Annotated in this window: 19 protein-coding genes and 2 pseudogenes; 12 read left to right on the plus strand and 9 right to left on the minus strand. The window is 67.9% G+C overall.

Annotation, left to right across the window (positions count from 1 at the left end):
• Positions 1 to 80: 80 nt before the first annotated feature.
• Positions 81 to 1,331 carry a glycoside hydrolase family 27 protein gene (locus H7K45_RS04485; RefSeq protein WP_263994572.1) on the plus strand — a complete coding sequence of 417 codons (1,251 nt, stop codon included), beginning with the start codon at positions 81 to 83 and terminating at the stop codon, positions 1,329 to 1,331.
• 3 nt (positions 1,332 to 1,334) lie between these two features.
• Here the strand turns inward: H7K45_RS04485 and dapD are convergent, their stop codons facing one another.
• A complete protein-coding gene (dapD, locus tag H7K45_RS04490; RefSeq protein ID WP_263994736.1) occupies positions 1,335 to 2,285 on the minus strand; it encodes a 2,3,4,5-tetrahydropyridine-2,6-dicarboxylate N-succinyltransferase in 951 nt (316 codons plus the stop codon).
• A gap of 65 nt (positions 2,286 to 2,350) precedes the next feature.
• On the opposite strand from dapD, the gene dapE reads away from it, so the two are divergent.
• Positions 2,351 to 3,412 carry a succinyl-diaminopimelate desuccinylase gene (gene dapE, locus H7K45_RS04495; protein WP_263994737.1) on the plus strand — a complete coding sequence of 354 codons (1,062 nt, stop codon included), beginning with the start codon at positions 2,351 to 2,353 and terminating at the stop codon, positions 3,410 to 3,412.
• A 111-nt stretch (positions 3,413 to 3,523) separates the two neighbouring features.
• Positions 3,524 to 5,131 carry an ABC-F family ATP-binding cassette domain-containing protein gene (locus tag H7K45_RS04500; protein ID WP_263994573.1) on the plus strand — a complete coding sequence of 536 codons (1,608 nt, stop codon included), beginning with the start codon at positions 3,524 to 3,526 and terminating at the stop codon, positions 5,129 to 5,131.
• Here H7K45_RS04500 and H7K45_RS04505 read toward each other — a convergent pair.
• Positions 5,128 to 5,934, minus strand: coding sequence for a type VII secretion target (locus H7K45_RS04505; protein ID WP_263994574.1), 807 nt, complete (start codon positions 5,932 to 5,934; stop codon positions 5,128 to 5,130). The two genes, H7K45_RS04500 and H7K45_RS04505, sit on opposite strands and share 4 nt — an antisense overlap.
• A 212-nt stretch (positions 5,935 to 6,146) precedes the next feature.
• Between H7K45_RS04505 and H7K45_RS04510 the strand changes: the two genes are divergently transcribed.
• Positions 6,147 to 7,373 (plus strand): sensor histidine kinase, encoded by a 1,227-nt coding sequence (locus tag H7K45_RS04510; RefSeq protein WP_263994575.1) that lies wholly within the window; start codon positions 6,147 to 6,149, stop codon positions 7,371 to 7,373.
• A gap of 216 nt (positions 7,374 to 7,589) precedes the next feature.
• Here the strand turns inward: H7K45_RS04510 and H7K45_RS04515 are convergent, their stop codons facing one another.
• The 3 genes and pseudogenes from H7K45_RS04515 to H7K45_RS04525 all read right to left on the minus strand — a co-directional run.
• Positions 7,590 to 8,501, minus strand: a complete 912-nt coding sequence (locus H7K45_RS04515; protein ID WP_263994576.1) for a hypothetical protein — start codon at positions 8,499 to 8,501, stop codon at positions 7,590 to 7,592.
• A 5-nt stretch (positions 8,502 to 8,506) separates the two neighbouring features.
• The gene (locus H7K45_RS04520; protein ID WP_263994577.1) at positions 8,507 to 10,810 is read right to left on the minus strand and encodes a TPR repeat domain-containing protein; all 2,304 of its coding nucleotides are present in this window, start codon (positions 10,808 to 10,810) and stop codon (positions 8,507 to 8,509) included.
• Positions 10,811 to 10,857: 47 nt separating this feature from the next.
• A pseudogene (locus tag H7K45_RS04525) lies at positions 10,858 to 12,096 on the minus strand (AAA family ATPase); the annotation flags it as partial.
• Positions 12,097 to 12,190: 94 nt separating this feature from the next.
• Between H7K45_RS04525 and log the strand changes: the two are divergent.
• The 7 genes from log (at position 12,191) to H7K45_RS04560 (ending at position 17,888) form a co-directional block, all read left to right on the plus strand.
• Positions 12,191 to 12,790 (plus strand): cytokinin riboside 5'-monophosphate phosphoribohydrolase, encoded by a 600-nt coding sequence (gene log, locus H7K45_RS04530; RefSeq protein ID WP_263994578.1) that lies wholly within the window; start codon positions 12,191 to 12,193, stop codon positions 12,788 to 12,790.
• A 30-nt stretch (positions 12,791 to 12,820) separates the two neighbouring features.
• On the plus strand, positions 12,821 to 14,641 hold the full coding sequence (fadD6, locus tag H7K45_RS04535; RefSeq protein WP_263994579.1) for a long-chain-acyl-CoA synthetase FadD6: 1,821 nt from the start codon (positions 12,821 to 12,823) through the stop codon (positions 14,639 to 14,641).
• 72 nt (positions 14,642 to 14,713) lie between these two features.
• On the plus strand, positions 14,714 to 15,589 hold the full coding sequence (gene folP, locus H7K45_RS04540; RefSeq protein ID WP_263994580.1) for a dihydropteroate synthase: 876 nt from the start codon (positions 14,714 to 14,716) through the stop codon (positions 15,587 to 15,589).
• Positions 15,586 to 16,536: a glucosyl-3-phosphoglycerate synthase gene (locus H7K45_RS04545; protein WP_263994581.1), complete on the plus strand. Its 951-nt coding sequence runs from the start codon at positions 15,586 to 15,588 to the stop codon at positions 16,534 to 16,536. The genes folP and H7K45_RS04545 overlap by 4 nt, the downstream gene beginning before the upstream one ends.
• Positions 16,537 to 16,587: 51 nt before the next feature.
• Positions 16,588 to 16,962: a DivIVA domain-containing protein gene (locus H7K45_RS04550; protein WP_263994582.1), complete on the plus strand. Its 375-nt coding sequence runs from the start codon at positions 16,588 to 16,590 to the stop codon at positions 16,960 to 16,962.
• A complete protein-coding gene (locus H7K45_RS04555) occupies positions 16,959 to 17,576 on the plus strand; it encodes a DNA-3-methyladenine glycosylase I (protein ID WP_263994583.1) in 618 nt (205 codons plus the stop codon). The genes H7K45_RS04550 and H7K45_RS04555 overlap by 4 nt, the downstream gene beginning before the upstream one ends.
• 144 nt (positions 17,577 to 17,720) lie before the next feature.
• Positions 17,721 to 17,888, plus strand: coding sequence for a DUF3117 domain-containing protein (locus H7K45_RS04560; protein WP_069392118.1), 168 nt, complete (start codon positions 17,721 to 17,723; stop codon positions 17,886 to 17,888).
• Positions 17,889 to 17,906: 18 nt separating this feature from the next.
• On the opposite strand, the gene glgA is transcribed toward H7K45_RS04560, so the two are convergent.
• On the minus strand, positions 17,907 to 19,076 hold the full coding sequence (gene glgA / locus H7K45_RS04565; RefSeq protein WP_263994584.1) for a glycogen synthase: 1,170 nt from the start codon (positions 19,074 to 19,076) through the stop codon (positions 17,907 to 17,909).
• A gap of 145 nt (positions 19,077 to 19,221) precedes the next feature.
• Between glgA and glgC the strand changes: the two genes are divergently transcribed.
• Positions 19,222 to 20,436 (plus strand): glucose-1-phosphate adenylyltransferase, encoded by a 1,215-nt coding sequence (gene glgC, locus H7K45_RS04570; protein ID WP_263994585.1) that lies wholly within the window; start codon positions 19,222 to 19,224, stop codon positions 20,434 to 20,436.
• Here the strand turns inward: glgC and H7K45_RS04575 are convergent.
• The 3 genes and pseudogenes from H7K45_RS04575 to H7K45_RS04585 all read right to left on the minus strand — a co-directional run bounded on the left by H7K45_RS04575 (position 20,433) and on the right by H7K45_RS04585 (position 22,679).
• The gene (locus tag H7K45_RS04575) at positions 20,433 to 20,609 is read right to left on the minus strand and encodes a hypothetical protein (protein WP_263994586.1); all 177 of its coding nucleotides are present in this window, start codon (positions 20,607 to 20,609) and stop codon (positions 20,433 to 20,435) included. The genes glgC and H7K45_RS04575 overlap by 4 nt on opposite strands.
• A gap of 20 nt (positions 20,610 to 20,629) precedes the next feature.
• Positions 20,630 to 21,968: pseudogene (locus H7K45_RS04580) on the minus strand (HNH endonuclease).
• Between the two features lie 36 nt (positions 21,969 to 22,004).
• The gene (locus H7K45_RS04585) at positions 22,005 to 22,679 is read right to left on the minus strand and encodes a methyltransferase family protein (RefSeq protein WP_263994587.1); all 675 of its coding nucleotides are present in this window, start codon (positions 22,677 to 22,679) and stop codon (positions 22,005 to 22,007) included.
• Between the last annotated feature and the right edge of the window lie 7 nt (positions 22,680 to 22,686).

The following is a 22,686-nucleotide window of genomic DNA, read 5'->3' on the forward strand; positions in this document are numbered from 1 at the left end:
ACAGGTGCGGTTGGCGCCCGGACGTCCAACCCACAGGTATTTCGATGCCTTCTCGCAGACGGCGATGTCACTATCGTCGCGTGCGACGACTGTGGGGCTTGGTGGCATGCGTCGCCGTGCTGGCCGCGTGCTCGTCGCCCAGCCCAGCGTCGCGCCCCACGCAAACCCCGCCGATGGGATGGAACTCGTGGAACTCCGGCATTCCCCTGAGTGAGCAAGCCGTCGATGACACCGTCGACGCGATGGTCGCATCGGGCATGCGCGACGCCGGTTACCGCTACGTCAACCTCGACGCCGGGTGGGCCGCGTCCACCCGTGACGCCAACGGCGATCTGCGAGCCGACCCCGTCCGGTTCCCGCACGGCATCGCGGCGGTCGCCGCGTACGCCCACCAGCGGGGCATGTTGCTGGGCATCTATCACAGCCCCTTCAACCAGGGGTGCGGTCAGGACCCGCGCATCGGCGGTGCCGGACACGAAGAAGCCGACGCGCGCATGTTCGCCAAGTGGGGCGTCGACTATCTGAAGTACGACTGGTGCCGCCTCGACGCCGGCCACACCGATCAGGTGAAGTACTTCGCTGCGATGCGAGATGCGTTGCGGGCCAGCGGGCGTCACATCGTCTACAGCATCAACCCCAACAGTTCGGGTGACACCGACGCCGGCACCGAATACGACTGGTCACGCATCGCCGACGTCAGTCGTGACGCCATGGACCTGGTGCCGGCCTGGGGAGACCAGGAGCTGTGGGCCGAAGGGCTGGCCGGCGTCACGCAGGCGTTCGCGGCCGCCGGCCCCAGTGCGCCCCATGACGGGCCGAGGCACGTCAACGACCCGGACATGCTGGTCGTCGGCATCGGGTGGTCGCAGTTCGCCCTCGGACACCCCACGATGGCGCTCGGCTCCCAGCGACCCGATCTGACCGACGTCGAACAGCGCGCGCACTTCTCGTTGTGGGCGATGCTGGCGGCGCCGTTGCTCGCGGGCAACGACGTGCGGTCGATGGACGAGCAGACCCGAGCCATCCTGACCAATCGCGAGGTCATCGCCGTCGACCAGGATCCCTTGGTGCTGCAGGGTTTACCGCTGCTGGCCGATCCGCGGATCATCGTCAAACCTCTGGTCGACGGATCGGTGGCGGTAGCGCTGTTCAATTCCGGGGCCGAGCCGGTGGCGATTCGCACCGACGCCCATGCCGTCGGTTTGTCGGGCAGTCAGTGCTTCACGGTGCGTGACCTGTGGCAGCACTCGGAGGTCACGACCAGAGGCGACGTGGCCCAAACCGTTCCGGCGCACGGCGTCGCGATGATGCGCGTGTCGAGGTGCCGGTAGACCTCAGTTGGCGTGCAGTGCGTCGTTGAGGGTGATGCCGGTGCCGTCGCGGGAGACCACTTCGACGGCCCCGGACACCGAATTGCGCCGGAACAGAAGGTTGTTGGCGCTGGAGAGATCCTTCGCCTTCACGGTCTGACCGTCGGAGGTGGTCACCTTGGTGCCGCCGGTGACGTAGAGGCCTGCCTCGACGACGCAGTCGTCGCCCAGGGAGATCCCGAGACCGGAGTTGGCGCCCAGCAGGCAACGCTGGCCCACGGAGATGACTTCCTTGCCGCCACCGGACAGGGTGCCCATGATGGACGCGCCGCCGCCGACGTCGGAGCCGTCGCCGACGACCACGCCCGCGGAGATGCGGCCCTCCACCATCGACGTGCCCAGCGTGCCGGCGTTGAAGTTCACGAAACCCTCGTGCATGACCGTCGTCCCCGACGCGAGGTGGGCGCCGAGGCGCACCCGGTCGGCGTCGGCGATCCGGACGCCGGTGGGCACCACGTAGTCGACCATCCGGGGGAACTTGTCGACGCCGTACACGGTCACCGGCCCACGCCGGCGCAGTCGAGCGCGGGTCAGCTCGAAACCGTCCACCGCGCACGGGCCGTGGTTGGTCCACACCACGTTGGCCAGCACGCCGAAGATGCCGTCCATGTTCGCGCCGTGCGGAGCGATCAGTCGATGCGACAGCAGGTGCAGCCGCAGGTAGGCGTCGAAGGCGTCGACGGGCTTGTCCTCCAGAGAGGCGATGGTGGTGCGCACGATCACGACGTCGACGTCGCGTTCGGCGTCCCGGGTCTCCAGCTCACCGAGCTCGGCGCTCACCTCGGCGACCGAGAGGCGAACGGTGCCGGTGTCCCCGTCGGCGTCCAGTTCGGGCTCGGGGAACCACGCGTCGAGAACCGTCCCCTCGGCCGTGATGGTTGCCACGCCCACACCTGATGCTGAAGTCACGCTCAGAGGCTACTGGACTAGCCTCGAACATCGTGGCCCCTCCTTCGGCTCTTCGCGCACGCGGCTCATCGCTGGACTTGCGAGCCGATCCGATCGAACTGACCGCTGCCCTGGTGGACATCCCCAGCGAATCGCGGCACGAACGGCTCATCGCCGACGAGGTCGAGGCCGCGCTGCACGCCCAGGCTTCCGGTTACGAGGTGATCCGCAACGGCGACGCCGTGCTGGCTCGCACCAACCTGGGGAAGCCGACGCGGGTGCTGCTGGCCGGTCATCTCGACACCGTCCCAGCCGCCGACAACGTGCCCAGCCGTCGCGTCGGCGACGAACTGTTCGGTTGTGGCACGTCGGACATGAAGTCCGGTGACGCGGTCTTCCTGCACCTGGCCGCCACGGTCGCCAACCCGTCGCACGACGTCACGCTGGTGATGTACGACTGCGAGGAGATCGAATCCAGCGCCAACGGACTCGGCCGCATCGAGCGCGAGCTGCCCGACTGGCTGCGGGCCGACGTCGCGATTCTCGGTGAACCCTCCGGTGGCTTCATCGAGGCCGGCTGCCAGGGCACCATCCGCGTCGTGGTGCGGGCCTCGGGCACCAGGGCGCACTCGGCGCGATCCTGGCTGGGCGACAACGCGATTCACAAACTCGGAGCCGTGCTCGACCGGCTGTCGTCCTATGTGGCACGCAGCGTCGAGATCGACGGCTGCACGTACCGGGAGGGGTTGTCCGCGGTGCGCATCGAGGGCGGCATTGCCGGCAACGTCATCCCCGACGCGGCGTCGGTCACGGTGAACTTCCGCTTCGCGCCCGACCGTAGCGTCGAGCAGGCCGAGGCGCACGTGCGCGAGGTGCTCGACGGTCTGGACGTCGAGATCGAACGGACCGACGCTGCCGCCGGGGCGCTGCCCGGGTTGACCGAACCCGCCGCCGCGGCACTGGTGCGCGCGGCCGGGGGTCAGGTGCGCGCCAAGTTCGGGTGGACCGACGTCGCACGCTTCGCCGCGCTCGGCATTCCGGCAGTCAACTTCGGGCCGGGCGATCCGAACATGGCCCACCGGGTCGACGAACGGGTGGACGTCCGCCAGATCACCGCGGCCACGGAGATGCTGCGCCAATATTTGGTTGACTGACGCCGATACCATGGAACTCATGCTGGGTGACGACCTCTCCGGATAGCTCGGAGCACGTTCTTCCGTCGTCGCCTGCCCGTGCCTCGGGCACCATTGAGAAAGCTCTCAGCCATGTCTTCCATCGTCTCGTCACGTCTGTCCTTCGGCTGGGCCGACGACACGCCGCTGTTCTCCGACCTGACCTTCACCGTCGCTGGCGGTCGCACCGGCTTGGTCGCCCCCAACGGGGCTGGCAAGAGCACTCTGCTCAAACTCGTTGCCGGAGAGCTACTTCCCACCTCCGGCGGTGTCGTCGTCGACGGCACCGTCGGGTACCTCCCGCAGACACTGCCGTTCGAGGCCCGGCGCACCGTCGCCGAGGTGCTCGGCGTCGCACCGGTCATCGCGGCGCTGGACGCGCTGGCCGCCGGTGACGCCTCCGAGGAGGTGTTCGCCACCATCGGTGACGAGTGGGACGTCGAGGAGCGGCTGAGGGCCCAACTCGACCGCCTGGGCCTTGGGCACGTGGCGATGGATCGGCGCCTGAGCTCGCTCAGCGGTGGGGAGGTGGTGTCGGTGGGACTGGCCGGGCAACTGCTGCGACGTCCCGACGTGCTGCTGCTCGACGAGCCGACGAACAACCTCGACCTCGAGGCCCGCGAGCGGCTGTACGCCGCGCTCGACGACTTCGCCGGGACACTGGTGGTCGTCAGCCACGACCGCATCCTGCTCGACCGGATGACTCGCATCGCCGAGCTGCATCGGGGTGACATCCGGTTCTACGGCGGCGCCTTCAGCGACTACGAGGCGGCCGTCGACGCGGCGAGGCATTCCGCGGAGGCCGACGTGCGCACGGCCGAGCAGTCGTTGAAGCGCGAGCGCCGCCAGATGCAACAGGCCCGGGAGCGGGCGGCGCGGCGATCGAGCACCGCGGCGCGCAACGTCAAGGACGCCGGCCTGCCGAAGATCGTGGCTGGCAAGCTCAAACGCGACGCCCAGGAATCGGCGGCCAAGGCCGACGACGTCCACGCCAAACGCGTCGGTGACGCGCGGAGTCGGCTCGACGACGCCGAGCGCGCGGTGCGCGAGGACGACGTCATCGTCGTCGACCTGCCCGAGACCGACGTGCCGGCCGGTCGCACGCTTCTGACCGCCCGCGGTCTGCAGGTGCGGGTGGGGGACCGAAAATTGTTCGCACACAACGGAATAGACCTCGACATCCGCGGCCCGGAACGAATCGCGTTGACCGGGGCCAACGGGACGGGCAAGTCGACGCTGCTGAGGCTGCTCGGCGGTGACCTGCTGCCCGAGCGCGGGGAGGTGCGTCGTGCCGACGAGCGGATCGCCTACCTGTCACAACGGCTCGACGTGCTCGACCCTCGTCGCACCGTCGGCGAGAACCTCGCCGCGTACGCACCGGGGCTGACGCACACCCGGCGCATGCACTTGTTGGCGCAGTTCCTGTTTCGGAGCGAGCATGCCGACCTCCCCGTGGCGGCGCTCTCGGGTGGGGAACGGCTGCGGGCGACGCTGGCGTGCGTGCTGAACGCCGAGCCGGCTCCTCGACTGCTCCTCCTCGACGAGCCGACCAACAACCTCGACTTGGTCAGCACGGGTCAGTTGGAGACGGCGCTCAACGCGTATCGCGGAGCCTTCGTGGTGGTCAGCCATGACGAGGCCTTCCTGGCCTCGATTGGTGTTCGGCGCCGGCTGCACCTGGCGCACGGGGTGCTGTCCTAGCGCGAGACCTGCTGCGGCCGTGTCTGTGCGGGCTGCGGACGTTCCGGTGCAGGCGGTGCCACGGGGGCGGGCCCGGCGTCAGCGACACGGCCGGACTGTGCGCCGTCGGCCGTGGTGGGCGGTCGGGTGTCGTCGCGATCCTCGTCGGCGCGCTTGGCGGCGTCCTCCTCGCGCGTGCGCTCGTCGGCGTCGCGGTCCTCGTCCGAGGTCGTCTCGGCCGCCTTGGCCAATTCGGCCTCCGACCCGGTAGCCGTCCCCGCCGCGCCCTGGATGCCCTGCATGATCTGCTGCGGCAGCTGGGTGAGCCCTTGGGCGAGTCCCTGCACGGTTTGTGCGATGCCCTGGGCGATTTGGCCGACTTGCTGCCCGACCTGACTGGCCATCTGGCCGGCCATCTCGCTTCCGCCGCCGCCGGCGGCTCCGGCAGCGCCCGCAGTGCCGCCGGACCCCGCCGTCCCGCCGGCCCCGCCTGGGCCTTCGGAACCCTCGAGCGTCTCGGCCGCGGCGCGGAGTTTGGCCGCGCCTTCTTGGTCGCCCTCGGTGTACAGCTGATGGGCCTTGGCGAGCAGTTCGGCGATGGTGTCGCTGGAGCCCTTGGTGGCTTGCAATGTGTTGCCCCGACTTTGGGTCACGCCGGCGAGCGCGTCGTTGACCGAGGAGGCGATGTTGCCGAAGGACCGGGCCACGTCGGCGGCCTGCGGAGCGCCCGCCCCGGTCAGCTGCGCCAGACCTTCGGCGACCTGCGAGTGGATCTCGGCCAGCGGTGTCAGGCCTGCACCGTCGAGCGTGAACTTTCCGCCCATGATTGGTCCCCTTCGCGCGGTCGATGTCGACCACACGATTCTATGGCCGCGTGGACGGGCCCATCCGCGGCAGTCGAGGATCGAGGCCGCGGTGCGGGTTGGTCAGCGTTCCCGACTGGCGTTTCCAGGAAACAGCGCGTGGCCGTCGTTACGATCGCCGTTGAGTCGTCGGAGTCACGAGGTGCATGTCGGCAGGGGGAGGGGACGGTTCCGTGACCGATGTGAGCTTGGCGGCGGTAGACCGCCCGGGGACGACGCACGTTCTGCACGGTTCGCTGATGCAGGGCGCCTTGCGCGGGTTGCTCATCGTCTTCGTCGCCGTCACCGCGCTGTTGGAGCCGCCGCACCACGGCAGGTGGGTCTACGTCGGCGTCAGCGCGGCGTACGTCGTGGCCGTCGCGTGCTGGGTCGCATGGGTCGTTCGGACGACGAGGTCCGATTCTGGGTCGCGACACGTCAATCAGGTGACGCTGCTCGTGCTCGGCGTCGACATCGCGGTGGTCGGCGTGTTGTCGGTGCTGACGGGCTTGACGTCGGAGGAGGACTGGACGTCGGACGTCCTGCGCAACGGCCTGTTCCTCATCCCGCTCATCGCCGCCGCGCAGTTGAGTCCCTACATCAGCACCGTGGTGGCGGCCCCGACCGTGGTGGCGTTCGTCGCGGTTGGTTGGATCACCCAGTCGGCCAACGCCGAACCGTGGGCGTCGATCTCGTTGAGCGCCGCCATCTTGGCGGGTCTGGCCGCGGGTTCGGTTGCGCTGTCGCGCATCCAGTTGACGAAGGTGAAGCTGATCGCCGAACTCGCGCAGCAGCGCACGCAGTTGCTTCACGAGCTGCTGGCAGTCGAGAAGCACGAACGCCAAGAAGTCGCCGAACGCGTCCACGACGGCGCTCTGCAATACGTCCTCGTCGCCCGGCAAGACATGGAGGACGTCCGCGCCGGTGAGGCCGATGCGGTGGACCGGGTGGAGTCCGCCCTCGTCGAGGCTTCCCGGTTGCTCCGCGACGTCGCACGCGAGCTCCACCCGGAGGTCCTCGCGCGACTGGGTGTGAAGGCGGCGCTCGTGCATTTGGCGGCGGGGGTCGCCGAGCGGCCGGATGTCGGGGTGAAGGTCGACGTGGACGACTGGCCCGACGACGAGCGCTTCGACGCCGACTACGTACTGTTCGGTGCCGCACGGGAAATGGTGACCAACGCCGTCAAACACGCTCGTGCCCAGACGATCTGGATCACGCTGCGGCGCGATGCCGCGACTGCGGTGCTGACCGTCGCCGACGACGGGGTCGGACTCTCGCAGGCCGCCATCACCAAGAGTCAGGACGAGGGGCACATCGGATTGGCGTCCATTGGTACGAAGGTGCTCGCCTGTGGTGGGGAATTCGACGTCGGGTTCGGTCAGCCGGGGACCCGCATCACGATCCGGATCCCGCTGTCGTGAGTAGCTAATTCGATTCTGCGGGCCAGCCGGGTATGGCGTCGCCGTGCGGTGGGGGTGCGTCGTGGGTGCCCGTGTAAAGAGCACGCCGCGTCGTCGGGTGACATTCGCGCATCTTGTTTTGCGGATACCACTCGCCACAGGATTATTTGCGCGCACCGCTCGCAGCAAGTCTGCCTGCGGCTGATGGATTGGATCGGTAGTTCGCCTGCGGCGGTACTACTTCGGAGCGGAGGGCCAACCGGGCGCGGCTGGCTTCACCTCAGGGAGGGTGGCGATCGGCGTCGTAGAAATCTTCTTGCGCTGCTCGGTAGTAAGCGGATACTTCGCGAGGCATTGATCCCTCATCGCAGTCTCGGCGGCACGCGCTTCCTCGATAACGGGAGGGCTCGGCGCATCGACGTCATACCAGGCGCCGACTTCGGCGGCGCCGATCACGAACCACGGACCGAACACGTCCCCACGTGGTGCGGGCTCTGGTCCCCGCTGCGCCGTCTGCGGCGATAGCGGTGCCGGTACCGCCGCGCGCGGATCTTGGTCGCTAAATTCGATTCGCCACACCGCCATGTTGGTGAAGTCGGGATCGAAGCCTTGCGTGACCGACTCGAGGCCCCATGGACTGAACTGGGAGCCATTGGTGCCCTTGTACACGCCAAAGGTCGAGTCACACACGAACGCGCGGAAACCGGACGCGATAGGTTCGGCCTTGAGGACATACAACTCCTCATTGCCTGCGAAACGATTCCGCGGGTTCTCGACGTCCACTCTTCCCCCGGTGCCGCGAAGATCTCGCTGCGGCAATGCTAGCTTCTTCCACTCCGACGAGAACTTCGCCGGTGACTCAGGAGTCACACGCTCCAATCCTGGATAGCCGGCGTCTGGGTCTCGGGTGTAGAAGATGACCCGAAGCGACTCGACATAGGCCCGTAGTGGCACCGCCCAGCCGGTGTCTAGGGCAAATCCGGGATCCGCACTCCAGCGGAAGCGGAAGTCGGTCAGGTTTTCCGGCCAGTCCGCGGGTTGCGGCGCGGGACCGGACGTCGGTGGCGGCGGGGCGGGTGTGGAATGGCATGCGCTGACGACGACTGAGATCGTCACGGCGAACAGGATCCATACGCTGAACTTCGACAACGCTCTCATCCTTCCGGCGGCTTGATCTTGTCGAACTCGCCTTCGGACACGTAGATCGAGGTCTGGTAGGCATTCGCCCACTCGACATAGGGGAGCTCGTTGCCGCCTCCAACTCTCGAAAGATAATCGTCTACGTACCTCGTCGGGGCGTCTGCGTCCAGCACGCCGTCACGCACGTACGGCGCCAAGTCGCCCAGATCGCCTACTTGCTGGCTGACAAGGTAGGCGACGATCGGATGGGTGATCTCGTCGAGATTGCGCAGCGGCATCGGAGTAATCGTGCTCTGTGTCGGCTGCTCACCGACGAACAGATCTTTGAGCGGGTCACCCGGAATGCCGTCGTAGACGTCGACGGCGTCCTGCAAACCGGGGATCGCTGCCCCGATGTCGTGGAGGCTGTCGTACCACTCGCCCCTTTTGTTCCACGCCTCCAGCGAGGCCTCGTATTCGCTCTTGCCCATATCTAGCTGGTGGATGTACTCGCCCATGTCTTGCGCACCCGTGAGCTTGCCCGCGGCCGCCAAGAGGTCCCCGTCGGGAATGCCTGATCCTGCAAGGTTTTGCGAGTAGTTGGCAACGATGTCGCGCCACGTCGCGGTCGCGTGATCATTGAAGCTCTTCTCAGCCGTGAGATCTGAGTCGATTACGGCAAACAGTCCGCGCATGTTGTTGGCGTTTGCCCCAGTGTCGAGCTTGTCGAAACCCTGTGTGCCATCGAGGTTAGCGCCGACCATGTCGTCGATATAGGGCTTGTTCGCGTCGCCCAACGACTGCACCAGACTCGGGTTCACCTCCCCGAGAGATTCCCGGCCCCCGTTCATGTTGAGTAGGTCTTGGTACTTGTCGCCGGCGTAGGCATCGAACGCGTGCATGGTCTGGCCGGCCCGAACCGAGTGGTCTGTGGTGGAGGGGAACAGCTCACCGGCTGCCTTACCGTCGTCGGCCCAGTCGTGCTGGTACACGTCACGTATGAAGTCGTCATTCGGCGAGTGGCCGTCCACGCCGGCGAACGCATCGTGCACGGCAATCGGGTCGTGCGATGACGCCGAGAGAAGTTCCTGCAGTGTCGGATCCACATTTTCGTGGCCCCAGGCGGTGCCGAGCCCCGGATTCGGCCGGTGGTCGCTGTCGTAGTCGCTCAAGAGTTCACGGGATTCGGCGAGCATGCCCTCGTTCAGGGCGCTGCTGCGCTGTAGATCGTGGTCTCCGTAGTTGGAGATCGCGGCGATGTCTCGATATTCGTCGAGGAATTTGTATGGCCTGTTCGGATCTGGCAATTCGATCCGGGGCTTGCCGTCAGGGCCGATGACTTGCTCGGGCACCGCTGAATTCTTGAGCGGGGCGTCGAAGACTTCTTGGATGCTTGTCGGCAGGTTTTCCTTACCGCCAGTCGGCGGGACATAGCCGGCATCTCCAGGCTTGATCGAAGGGTCGACAGAGGTCTTGACGACGTCGGAACCGACCAAGTGCAACGCGTTCGACACCGCCTTGGCGTCCGCCGGCGGAAGGCTGTCAAGAGTTGATTTGATCTCGCCGGGCGATTTGCCGTCCAGCGAGTCGGAGAGGCCGTTCAGGTACGCCATCCGCTCGGGGGGGATGGTCAGATTGCCCTGGTCAAGGGCAATCTTCTGCTCGGGTGTGAGAGTGGTTGCCTCTTGCAACCGCTTCTCCTCTTCGGGCGACAGCGTGCCGTCGGCCAACGAATCGCCGTCCTCGCGTCCCTGTTCACCGCTGTCGTCGTTCTTCTTCTTCTCCTCATCCTTCTTGTCGTCCTCCCCGAGAACGCCGTCACCCACCACCTCCTTCGGAGCGAACTTCTGATTCCCCAGCGCGTCGTACTGCCCGCCGAGCCCGCGGATCTTCTCGCCGATGGTGGCGAGATCCCCGTTGGACTTCGTGACGATCTCGCTGAGTCGCCCCAATCCCTTGTTCACGATCTGCATGACCATTTGGTCATGGTTCTTGCCCGGTGGGACGGCCGCCGCGGAATCGAGCACCCACTTGCGGATCGTCTCGAGATTCTGCCGGCCGGCCGCGACTACTTGAGACGACGCGTTGACGTGGCTGCTCAACTGCTGATCCAGTGCCGCCAGCTTTCCGAAGACCTTGCCGTGGTCGGCGTTGGCGGTGTCATAGGCGGTGGCGCCGGCGCCGGTCCAGCGCGACCCTGGTGTGGCCGACTGCACGTGCGACTGCATCGTCGTCAGGGGGCCGCTCTGGTCGAATTGCTCACCCGTGGCGGGAGCGCCTTGGCCGAAGGTGTCGCGCGCGTTGGACCACGTCGCGAGGAAACCGTCCAGCACACTCACCGACTGCCCCCTTGATCACTCGAACGCCCAATTCTAAGTCGGCTCGGCTACCCGCCAGCGCGGCAACTCTGCGCCTGCCGCAACGCATCTGCGGCGACGCCTCGCATGCCCAACTCCTCGAAGTCACGTGCTGTCGACTCCAGGGCGTCGCAGTCCTTGGCCGCGAACGCCCTGGCATGGCTCAGGGCCACGGGACCGACGGCGCAGCGCACCTCGAGCCGCTCGATCGCGTCGGCCGCCCGGGCGTCACCCAGCCGCACCGCGTCGACCAACGCACGAAGGGCGACCGCAGACTGACCGCCGCGTTCGGCCGCGCGTGCCGCCTCCCGCGCCGCACCGATTGCGGCAGGCCCGTCACCCTGCGCGGCCGCCGTCCACGCCTGCGCCAGTGACAGCTCGGGTGCGAACAACATGGACTTGAGGCCGTGGCGCGACTCGGCCTTGGCCAGCGAACGGCCGGCGTCGGCGGCCCGTCCAAGCTGACCGAACGCCCGTGCCAACAGCATCCACGCCAACGGCCCCCACGAGTAGCCCGTCGGGGCGAGCCTCGCCGCGGCATCCTCCAGCAACGGCACTGCGGTCTCGGCGTCGCCCGCGGCGATCAGGACGTCGGCTACGAGGAGTCCTGCGATCGCCCGGCTCGGTTGCGACGGCGGTGTCGAGTCGAGCAACCCCTGGGCCAGCTCGCGCGCCCGGTCGAGCCGCCCCGACAACACGAGCGCCGTCGTCTGCCCTAACGCGCTGGTGAAGCGCAGCAACCCAGGGTGGCCCGCGGCGATCGCCCGCTCGGCGAGCGCGTCGACGTCGTCGAAGTCGCCCATCCTGGCGTGGCACAGGGCGGCCGCGGCAGCGGCCCAGCCGATGGCCTGCTCGTCAGCAGTCGGCGAATCCAGCACGTCGCGTGCCAGTGCGACCGCACGGACGGGGCTGCCGGCGTTCATCGTGAACGTGCCGAGCAGAGCGTCCAACGTCGCCCCGGCGCCGGCGGTGCGAACCCGCCCACGGACGGTCCTCAAGAACGCGGTCGCCCGCTCGGGCTGGTCCAGCATCCAAAACTGGTTCGCCGCCCGCGGCAACGCCCATGCCACCAGATCGGCGTCGTCCAACGACGATTCGTCGACCTCCGACATCACCGCATCGGCGTCGCGTCCCCGGCCCTGCCACGCGAGCGCTTGGGCGAGGGTCAACCGGGCTGCCAACGACCCGTCGTCGTGCAGCGCACGCCGGGCCAGTTCCTCGGCGGCGGCGAGGTCGCCCCGCTCCAGCGCCTCGTCGGCTGCGTTCGCCCCATCGGGTCCGTCGGACACCGCCGCAGTATGGCGGTTCGAGCCGCCGCCATCGGCCAAATCGGCGACCAGAGGCGCGGGGTACCTTGCTCCCGTGTCCGCTGAATCCTCAGATGCCCCAGAATCTCGCGGCCCGTGGGCGGTCTGCGTCTACTGCGCCTCCGGTCCCACCCATCGAGAGTTGCTGTCGTTGGCCTCCGGCGTCGGCGAGGCGATCGCCGACCGCGGCTGGACGCTGGTGTCGGGCGGCGGGAACGTCTCGGCGATGGGCGCGGTGGCGGGTGCTGCACGGGCGCACAACGGTCGCACCATCGGCGTGATTCCCAAGGCCCTCGTGCACCGCGAGCTGGCCGACGTGGACGCCGAGGAACTGGTCGTCACCGACACGATGCGTCAGCGCAAACAGGTGATGGAGGACCGGGCCGACGCGTTCCTGGTGCTGCCCGGCGGCATCGGCACGCTGGAGGAGTTCTTCGAGGCCTGGACGGCGGGCTACCTGGGCATGCACGACAAGCCGTTGGTCATGCTCGACCCCTTCGGCCACTATGACGGACTGCTGGTGTGGTTGAGGGGTTTGGTGGGCACGGGCTACGTCGGGGCAGCCGCGCTGGACCGCTTGATCGTCGCCACCGAGGTCGACGAGGCACTCGACGCGTGCGCGCCGACGAACGGTCGCGACGTACCACCTGTGTGACGGTTGCCACGACGCGGTTATGGTTGCGGCGTGAGCGACGAGAAATCCGGTACCCGCAGTAACGTCGGCCTCCTCGACATCGCGCCGAGGTTGCCCGGACTGATCAAGGACGCGCCGGTCATCGCCCGTGGCGTCGTCACCGGATTCCTGGCCCGTCCCACGGCCAAGACCTCCATTGGCAAGGTGTTTCAGGACCGCGCCGCGCGCTACGCCGACAAGACCTTCATCAAGTTCGAGGACGAGCGGCTGACCTACCGCGAGGCCAACGAGACCGTGAACCGCTACGCAGCGGTACTGGCCTCGCGCGGGGTCGGCCCCGGCGACGTGGTCGGCGCGATGCTGCGAAACTCCCCGCATTCGGTGCTCCTGATGCTCGCCATCGTCAAGTGCGGTGCCGTCGCGGGAATGCTCAACTACCACCAGCGCGGCAAGGTGCTTGCGCACAGCATCGGCCTGCTCGACGCGAAGGTCGTGGTCGCGGAGAACGACTTCGTCGATCCGATCGGAGAGAGCGAGGCCGACACCGACGGGCTCATGACGCTGGACGAGCTGATTCAGCAGGCCACCTCGGCGCCCGCCACCAACCCCGTCACGACCAGCGCGGTCCAGGCCAAGGACAAGGCGTTCTACATCTTCACCTCGGGCACCACCGGGATGCCGAAGGCCAGTGTCATGACCCACTACCGCTGGCTGCGGGCCCTGGCCGGTTTCGGCGGGCTGGGCATGCGGTTGACCAGTGACGACACGCTGTACTGCTGCTTGCCGCTCTATCACAACAACGCGTTGACGGTCGCGCTGTCGTCGGTGCTGAACTCCGGGTCGGCCATCGCCCTCGGCAAGTCGTTCTCGGCCTCGAAGTTCTGGGACGAGGTCATCCGTCATGACGCGACGGCGTTCGTGTACATCGGCGAGGTCTGCGCCTACCTGCTCAACCAGCCGGAGAAGCCCACCGACCGCAAGCATCGCGTGCGGGTGATTGCGGGCAACGGCCTGCGCCCGACCATATGGGACGACTTCACCAAGCGCTTCGGCATCTCGCGGGTGTGCGAGTTCTACGCCGCCAGCGAGGGCAACACCGCCTTTCTCAACGTGTTCAACGTCGACAAGACGACGGGGATCTGCCCGTCGCCGATCGCCTTCGTCGAGTACGACGAGGAGACCGGCGAGCCGGCGCGGGGCGACGACGGCCGGGTGCACAAGGTCAAGACCGGCGAGCCGGGCCTTCTGTTGTCCAAGGTCAGCAGCTTCCAGCCGTTCGACGGCTACACCGACAAGGAAGCCACCGAGAAGAAACTGGTGCGCAACGCCTTCAAGGAGGGCGACGTCTGGTTCAACACCGGTGATCTGATGCGGTCCCAGGGCTTCGGCCACGCCGCCTTCACCGACCGTCTCGGCGACACGTTCCGGTGGAAGGGCGAGAACGTCGCCACCACTGAGGTCGAGGCCGCGGTGTCCACCGACCCGCAGGTCGAGGAAGCCACGGTGTTCGGCGTCGAGGTGGAGGGTGCGGGTGGCAAGGCCGGCATGGCGGCCATTCAGCTCAAGGAGGGCAAGGACTTCGACGGGAAGGCGCTCGCCAAGGCGGTCTACGAGCACCTTCCCGCGTACGCCGTCCCGCTGTTCGTCCGCATCACCTCCGAACTGGCCCACACCTCCACCTTTAAGAGTCAGAAGGGCGACCTGCGCAAGCAGGGTTATGGCGGCAACACCGGCGAGGGCGACGAGGATGCCGGCGAGACCGCCGACCTGGACGACCCGATCTACGTGCTGGCCGGTCGTGAGGAGGGCTATGTGGAGTTCTACGACGAGTACCCGGCCGAGGTCGTGGACGGCAAACACCCCAAGTCCTGACGGCTTCTCCGTGATCGGTCACGCCCAGCGCGGCTGATCACGCCCACCGCGTGCGCGGTTAGCCTGGAATGCATGCAGTCGACGTTCCTCGGCCGCCCCGTGGCGGGCGATCGCGCCATGATCATGGCGATCGTCAACCGGACGCCGGATTCGTTCTACGACCGGGGTGCGAACTTCACCGACGAGGCCGCCAAGTCGGCCGTGCACCGGGTCGTCGAGGAAGGCGCCGACGTGGTCGACGTCGGCGGTGTGAAGGCGGGCCCCGGGGATGCCGTCGACGCCGACGAGGAGATCGCGCGCGTCGTCCCGTTCATCGAGTGGCTGCGCGGGGCGTACCCGGACCAGCTAATCAGCGTCGACACGTGGCGCGCCACCGTCGCCAAGCAGGCGTGCGCGGCGGGCGCCGACATCATCAACGACACGTGGGGCGGCTCCGATCCGGATCTCGCCGGCGTCGCCGCCGAGTTCGGGGCCGGGTTGGTGTGTTCGCATACCGGCGGCGCCGTCCCGCGGACACGACCGTTCCGGGTGAACTACGGATTGTCCGAACGAGGCGTGGTCGACGACGTCGTCGCGGAGGTCACCTCGGCCGCCGAGCGGGCGGTCGCGGCAGGCGTCGCGCGAGATGCGATCTTGATCGACCCCACGCATGACTTCGGTAAGAACACTCACCATGGCCTTAGTTTGTTGCGCCACGTAAAAGACCTTGTAAACACTGGATGGCCTGTCCTGATGGCCCTGAGCAACAAGGATTTCGTCGGGGAGACTCTGGGAGTGGGCTTGACCGAACGCCTCGAGGGAACTCTGGCCGCGACCGCGCTCGCCGCGCAGGCGGGTGCTGCCATGTTCCGGGTTCACGAGGTGGGGTCCACGCGACGCGTCCTGGAAATGGTCGCGTCGATCCAGGGCAAGCGTCCACCGACGCGGACCGTAAGGGGACTTGCATGAGTCTGACACCTGAACTCGACGCCGTAGAGGCCATCGCAGACCACCGCTGGCTGTCGGACCACACGTGGCGTCGGCCGCAGTGGACCGTTGCGGAGTTGGAGGCCGCCAAGGCAGGCCGGACCGTCTCCGTCGTGCTTCCCGCGCTCAACGAGGAAGAGACCGTCGCCTCGGTGGTCGACACCATCACCCCGCTGCTCGGCGGGCTGGTCGACGAGATCGTGGTCCTGGACTCCGGCTCGACCGACGACACCGAGATCCGCGCGGTCGCCGCCGGCGCCAGGGTGGTCAGCCGTGAGGCGGCGCTCCCCGAGGTGGCGCCGCAGCCCGGCAAGGGGGAGGTGCTGTGGCGGTCGCTGGCGGCGACGACGGGTGACCTGGTGGTCTTCGTCGACTCCGACTTGATCGACCCGGACCCGATGTTCGTTCCCAAGCTGCTGGGCCCGCTGCTGACCGCCGACGGCGTGCACCTGGTCAAGGGCTTCTACCGTCGGCCGCTCAAGGTCAGCGGCAGCGAGGACGCCAACGGTGGCGGCCGGGTCACGGAGCTCGTCGCGCGACCCCTCCTCGCCGCGCTGCGCCCCGAGCTGACGTGCCTGCTTCAGCCGCTGGGTGGCGAGTATGCGGGCACCCGTGAACTGTTGACGGCGCTGCCGTTCGCACCGGCCTATGGCGTCGAGATCGGGTTGCTGATCGACACCTATGACCGGTTGGGCTTGGATGCCATCGCCCAGGTGAACCTCGGCGTTCGCACCCACCGCAACCGTCCGCTGACCGAGCTGGCCGCGATGAGCCGGCAGGTCATCGCGACGCTGCTGTCCCGGTGCGGGGTGCCCGACTCCGGGGTGGGGCTGACCCAGTTCTTCGCCGACGGCGAGGACTACACCGCCCGCACCTCGACGGTGTCGCTGGCCGACCGCCCGCCGATGGCGACCCTGCGTCCGCGCTAAGCCTGCGGGCCGTCACGGCACGTGTCGTAGCGGTCAGGCAGTATCGACGTCGTGACGTTGATCCTCCTGTACCTGGTGGTCCTCATCCTGGTCGCCGTCGTGCTGTTCGGCGTCGGCAGCGTGCTCTTCGGGCGCGGGGAACGGTTGCCACCGCTGCCCCGCGCGACCACCGCCACCATGCTGCCTGCCTCGGAGATCACCGGCGCCGACGTCGAGGCGCTGAAATTTAGTCAGACGCTTCGCGGCTACAAGGTCGCCGAGGTGGACTGGGCGCTCGACCGGCTCGGCCAGGAAGTCGACCAGCTGCGCGGTCAGGTTGCGGCGCTTCGTGCCGCCTACGGGGTCGACGACTTCGCTCCGGGGCCGGGTGAGGACCTCCTCGTCGAGGAGCGCGCGGTGGCGGCCGACGCGCGCGACGAACGATGAGCGACGTCGTCGGCCACGACGGCCGAATCCGTTGTGGCTGGGCCGATTTCACGGGGGAGCGCTGGGCAACCGACGATTCGGTGCTCTACCGCGAGTACCACGACACCGAGTGGGGTCAAGCGCTGCGCGGGGGCCGCGAACTGTTCGAGCGGTTGACGCTGGAGGCCTTTCAGAGCGGTCTGTCGTGGCTCATCATCCTGCGCAAGCGGGAGGCGTTTCGGCGGTCGTTTCGGCGCTTCGAGGCCGAGAAGGTGGCCCGGTTCGGCGACCGGGACGTCGAGCGGTTGATGGCCGACGCGGGGATCGTGCGCAACCGCGCCAAGATCGAGGCGACCATTGCCAACGCGCGAGCCGTCGCCGACCTCGACGTCGGGCTCGACGAGTTGCTGTGGTCGTTCGCCCCGCCGCCGCGGCCACGCCCGACCGCCATGTCCGAGGTGCCCGCCGTCACGCCCGAGTCCAAGGCGATGGCCAAGGAACTCAAGCGGCGCGGCTTCAAGTTCGTCGGTCCGACGACCGCATATGCCCTGATGCAGGCGACCGGAATGGTCGACGACCACCTGGCGACCTGCTGGGTGGAAACCGCCGCGGGAAGCGACCAACTCGGCGCCTAACCCGGGTCTTTGCACACTGACTGGCCTGGATAGGGAACAATGGTCGAAAGATCAGTTCAGTGCCGAGTGCTGTCGCCGAGTGGGCAGTCTCGGCCCCGACCCGTTTCGCGCACGCGGAACGGAGCACGCGGAAGGGAGCACTCGATGGCGGCGATGAAGCCCCGGACCGGCGACGGTCCTCTGGAAGCAACCAAGGAGGGGCGGGGCATCGTGATGCGAGTACCACTGGAGGGTGGTGGGCGCCTCGTCGTCGAACTGACTCCCGATGAAGCCGCCGCGCTCGGCGACGAACTGAAGAACGTCACCGCGTAATCGCCGTCGGGTGCTCCGCTAGCCGGAGACCTTCCGATAGATCTCGAGCGTCTGCTCGGCGATGCGCTCCCAGGAGAACTCGTCGATGCAACGCTGACGGCCGGTGCGTCCGAATCGGGCGGCACGGTCGGGGTCGGCGACCAACGAGTTGACCGCGTCGGCGAGGCGGGCCTCGAAGCCCGTGGCGTCCGACGCGTCGTAGTGGACCAGCAGACCGGTCTCACCGTCGTCGACGACCTCGGGAATGCCGCCGACGTCGGAGGCGACGACGGCCGTCGAGCATGCCATCGCCTCGAGGTTGACGATGCCCAGTGGCTCGTAGACTGACGGGCACACGAAGACCGTTGCCGCGGACAATATTTCGCGGATCTGGTCGGTGGGCAGCATGTCCTGGACCCAGAAGATGCCGTCGCGTGACGCCGCCAGCTCCTCGACCGCACCCCCTACCTCCGCGGCAATCTCCGGGGTGTCCGGGGCGCCCGCACACAACACCAGCTGCACCTCGGGGGCGAAGTGGTGTGCCGCGGCGACCAGGTGCGCGACACCCTTCTGTCGCGTGATGCGCCCGACGAACGCCACGATGGGCCGCGCCGGGTCGACTCCGATGCGGGCGAGCGTGCCTGCTGCTCCCTCGGTGTCGGGGTACCACTTCTCGGTGTCGATGCCGTTGCGCACCACGTGGACGCGGTCGGGGTCCAGCGCCGGGTAGGTGGCCAGCACGTCCTTGCGCATGCCCGAGCTGACCGCGATGACCGCAGCGGCGGCCTCGACCGCGGTGCGTTCCACCCACGACGAGACCTGGTAGCCGCCACCGAGTTGTTCGGCCTTCCACGGCCGCATCGGCTCCAGCGAGTGCGCCGTCAAGACGTGTGGGATGCCGTACAACAACGCGGCGAGATGACCGGCCAGCCCGGCATACCAGGTGTGCGAGTGCGCAACGGTCGCCCCTGAGGCGGCGTTGACCATCACCAGGTCGGCGGACAGCGTCGTCAAGGCGGCGTTGGCGCCGTCGAGTGCCGGGTCTGGCGCGGCGACGTGAACGTCGGGCTCGCCGGGCCGCGGCGCACCCATGCAATGCACGTCCACGTCGCACATCTTCTTGAGCTGGGCAACCAATTCCGTGACGTGCACCCCCGCGCCGCCGTAGACCTCCGGTGGATACTCCCGCGTCATCATCGCCACTCGCATGTGGACGACGGTAGTTCACCGTCACCGAGCCGTGAGCGACTCGGACCCAATTGTCTTGACCGACAGCCCGACAGCACTTTGGTCAATCGTGTCGGAATAGCGTGAATGGCTAGCCGCGACCCCTAAGGGCCGATAGGTTTGACGCATGAGGGAACTGCCAACCGTTTTGGGCATCGTCCTGGCAGGCGGCGAAGGCAAGCGGTTGTACCCGCTGACCGCGGATCGGGCCAAGCCCGCGGTTCCCTTCGGCGGCGCCTACCGGCTCATCGACTTCGTCCTGTCGAACCTGGTCAACGCCCGCTACTTGAAGATTTGCGTTCTGACGCAATACAAGTCTCATTCGCTGGACCGCCACATTTCGCAGAACTGGCGGTTATCGGGGCTTGCCGGGGAGTACATCACCCCCGTTCCCGCGCAGCAGCGCCTCGGCCCGCGCTGGTACACCGGCTCCGGTGACGCGATCCTCCAGTCGCTCAACCTCATCTACGACGAGGACCCCGACTACGTCGTCGTCTTCGGCGCCGACCACATCTATCGCATGGACCCCGAGCAGATGCTGCAGTTCCACATCGAGAGTGGAGCGGGCGCGACGGTCGCGGGCATCAGGGTGCCGCGCTCCGAGGCAACGGCATTCGGGTGCATCGACGCCGACGAATCCGGAATGATCCGCGCGTTCGTCGAGAAGCCGGCCGACCCACCCGGTACGCCCGACGATCCCGAGCAGACGTATGCGTCGATGGGCAATTACATCTTCACCACGAAGGTCCTCGTCGACGCGATCCGCGCGGACGCCGACGACGACGACTCCGACCACGACATGGGCGGCGACATCATCCCGCGTCTGGTCGCCGACGGCATGGCCGCGGTCTACGACTTCAACGACAACGAAGTGCCCGGGTCGACCGAGCGCGATCACGGGTACTGGCGTGACGTCGGGACGTTGGACGCCTTCTACGACGCGCACATGGACCTGGTGTCGGTGCACCCCATCTTCAATCTGTACAACCGTCGCTGGCCGATCCGGGGGGAACCGGAGAACCTCGCTCCCGCCAAGTTCGTCAACGGCGGCTCGGCGCAGGAGTCGGTCGTCGGGGCGGGCAGCATCGTCTCAGCCGCCTCGGTGCGCAACTCGGTGCTGTCGTCGAACGTCGTGATCAACGACGGGGCGATCGTGGAGGGCAGCGTGATCATGCCGGGCGTCCGCATCGGGCGTGGTGCGGTGGTTCGCCACGCGATCCTCGACAAGAACGTCGTGGTCGGGCCGGGGGAGCACGTCGGGGTGGACCTCGAGCGCGATCGGGAACGGTTTGCGATCAGTGCCGGCGGCGTCGTCGCTGTCGGCAAGGGCATCTGGATCTAGCGCTGGTAGCGGCCCGGCCGATCGTGGCGGGGCACCTTCGGCGTGTTGGTGACGGTCTTTCCCTTGCCGGCGACGGTCGACAGCGATCGGCGGCAGCGCGGACAGATCGGTTTGCCCGCGATGTCCACCGTCCACGGCTTGCCGCTACCGACGCAGGTCTTGTCTACCGTCACCCGATCAGTATGAGGCGTCCTCAGGCGGCGTCAGGCCACGCGAGGTGGTCGGCGAAGGCGATCTCGACGTCACTGGGGCGTCGGCGTGGGCCGGGTAAGGGTGGCGCCGTCGAGTGGTGGCGGGCGCCGGTGGGGGTGGTGACGTCGCTGCGGTGGGTGCCGTCCCGGTCGCGGTGGTTCGAGATGCGCCAGCCGGGGGCTTGCTTGGCGTAGTTGCACGCCGCGCACGTGCCTCGACCGTTGAGCGCGGTGGTCGCACCGCCGGCGGCGTGGTCGACCGAGTGGTCGGTGTGCCGGATGGGGGCGTCGCAGTAGGGGGTGCGGCAGGTGTCGTCGCGGACGGCGATGAACCGGGCCAATCCCTTCGGGAACGCCCGGGCGCGGGATTCCATCGCGATCAACGCACCGGAGTCGGGGTGGCGGTAGAGCCGGCGCAGCGTGGCCGTGGATCGGTCGTCGGTGGCGGCGCGGTCGACGAGTTGGCAGGCGATGGCGGCGGGGATGGGTCCGTACCCGGGCACCCGGGCCGGTGTGGTGTCCCCGCCCAGGAGGGTGTCGTCGGTGATGACGACCTCGACCGCGATGGGCACGGGAACCTCGGCGGGTCTTCCGGTGACGCGTTCGACGAGGGTGTCGGCCATGACCTGACCCCGGGAGCGTCCGTCACCACACGTGTCGGGCGGGTCTTCCGGTGACGCGTTCGACGAGGGTGTCGGCCATGACCTGACCCCGGGAGCGTCCGTCACCACACGTGTCGGCTTCCCGCCGCAGGGTGGCGTAGACCGCGACGCCCTGGGTCATGGGCAGCAGCGCCGTCACGTAGGTCATCGCATCCGGGGCGGGGCGGACCCAGACCGAGCGTTCGGTGTCGGCGCGCACGGCCCGGTCCACGACGGCGTGCGGGTCGAGTTCGTAGGCGATGGCCTTGGCGTCGGCGGTGATCCGCTGATCACCCTTGCCGTCCAAACGCTCCAGATCCGCGCACATCCGGGCGTCGAGGATCTTGCGGTCGGTGACGTCGAGGCAGGCGGATTCTCGGACGATGAGGGTGGCCCGCCATTCCGAGAGCGCCCCGGCGCGCAACGCGGTCAGGGTGTGGGGCATTTCGTGGACCAGAGCGCGGGCGAATCCGAGGTGGCGGCCTCCTTGGTTGGGGGAGTCGCGGCGGGCCAGGGCGATCTCGCTGCCCAATCCCTTGCCGCGTTTCGCGGTGGGGATTCCGGCGGCGGCTTCCCGAGCCCGACGGGCTTGGTCCAGGGTGGCGGTGAGGACGGCCTGCTCGGCGGCGGCCGCGGACTTGGCGCGCTCGAGTGCGGCGATGCGGTCGACCAGCCCCGCCTCGTCCACCGTATCGAACATGTGTTCGACTGTACCGCGGCCCACCGACACGGGTCGTCACCACACGCCCGGCACCAACCGGAAGCGCACCCGCCGCACGTAATCGTCGTATCCGACCAATTCGTCGCGAAGCATCTTCTCCTCGTCACCGATCCTGACGGCGAGCGCGAGGCACCCGGGAAACACCAGGGCCAGGCCCCAGTACGAGTCGAGCGCCAGCGGAGCGCCGACCATCATCACCAGCGCGCCGAGGTACATCGGGTGGCGCACCAGACCGTAGAGACCGGTGGAGACCAACGGCTGATCGGCCTCGACGGTGATCGTCGCCGCGGCGTAGCCATTCTGGATGACGACGCACTGCGCGAGCAGCAAGCCGGCGCCCACCAGCACGTCGCCGAGGACGACGACGGGAACGGGCACCGACGACCAGCCAAAGCGGTGGTCGAGTGCACTCACCACCACTTGCGCCAGCACCGCGAGGACCGTCGCCACCATCACGACCCTTTGCACGGGCCGTGTCTCGGCGGTCGGACCACCCTTCATGCGGCGCTGCAACGCCGCCGGGTGCTTCACCGCGAGGTAGAGACTAGGCAGCAGCGTCGCCGCGACGAACACGACGAGGTACACCCAGGCCTGCCAGTAGTCCAACGTCCCGGCCGGCAGGAACAGAGCCAGGCCGAAGAACACGACGCTGAAGAGGAACGACGCGAGCAGCTGCACGGCAAGTTTCACGATGACC

This window comes from Mycobacterium yunnanensis (genome assembly GCF_025823185.1).
Lineage (GTDB): Bacteria > Actinomycetota > Actinomycetes > Mycobacteriales > Mycobacteriaceae > Mycobacterium > Mycobacterium yunnanensis.